1 pseudogene is annotated in these 1,029 nt (G+C 58.8%); it reads right to left on the bottom strand.

The features are described 5' to 3' along the window. A pseudogene (locus tag HMPREF2924_RS26720) lies at positions 1 to 1,029 on the bottom strand (transcriptional regulator); the annotation flags it as partial.

Below are 1,029 nucleotides of genomic sequence, written 5' to 3'. Positions count from 1 at the left end.
CGGCGGCAGCTCAAGGTCAACCAGGCGTCGGGTAAGACGAATGATCCGGAACAGTTTCACTAGGGCTGCGTCATTGAGACGTCCTGCCTGGCTGGATGGTTGATCGCTTGTGGTGGGTTGACCCAGCAGCAACTGAGCGAAGCCAGCTGAGAACTGGAATTCACCCAGTGCATCGCGGCAGGTCTGTTGATCGTGAGTGTTCAGAACGACTTGGACCTGGCCGCTGAGCGCTTGAAGCAGCGTCATGAGGTGCAGCGCTGAATCAGTAATCTCACGGTCTTCATTGGGTTCGCGATACGTGTAACCCACACCGCCCTGGATCCTGACGATTTCGCCAGGGGCGCCGACGTGCAGAGCGATCTCTTCAGCCAGGTCAGCGATGTGCTGTCGCAAGATCTCGGGGGTATCGATCGATCGCTCGATGTACCAGAGATCGGTGATCGGGTGCAGACCGCCGACTTGCACTGGGATTGCCTGCAGGGCTGTTTCATCGAAGACAGGTAGATGTTCACCTTCGAGGCCGGCCAGCCGTTGGCGAGTCTGCTGGATCTTGGTCGATACCGGACTCACGATATGGCCTGCCAAGAGCGCTGCACGCTCCTCATCGGTCAGTTGCTGTTGTGGGACAGGTGGTGGCGGAGCCGTGGGGGTGGGGGGACTACCCGGGTTGCCCCCTGTCCTGGACGTTTGGGGATCTGCGGCGGGGCTCTGTGTCTGTGCTTGTCCAGTAGACGAAACAGCAGGGTTTTCCTGCCCAACTGGTGGAATTTCAGGTGGCCCGGCAGGTGTGGGCAGGTCGACCAGAGTGCCGCGGCGTTGTTCCTGCTGCCCGTTGGTGATCTCGAGCAGGATTTGGTCATAACGCAGGCCCAGGGGGTGCTTCATCTGGTCGATGAGTTCGTCCTGGAATCGGTCGAATATGAATTCGTCAGGGCTACTGTCAAAGATTGCCAGCGTGTCCTGGAACAGCATTTCGAAGTCGATACCCTCGCCGGTATATAGACGTGTCCAGCAGGAGGATGCCGACTT

This window comes from Pseudomonas sp. HMSC063H08, from assembly GCF_001813645.1.
GTDB classification, from domain to species: domain Bacteria; phylum Pseudomonadota; class Gammaproteobacteria; order Pseudomonadales; family Pseudomonadaceae; genus Pseudomonas; species Pseudomonas aeruginosa.
Note: the sequence above shows the minus strand (reverse complement) of the source record. Positions and strands in the feature narration are given on the sequence as shown.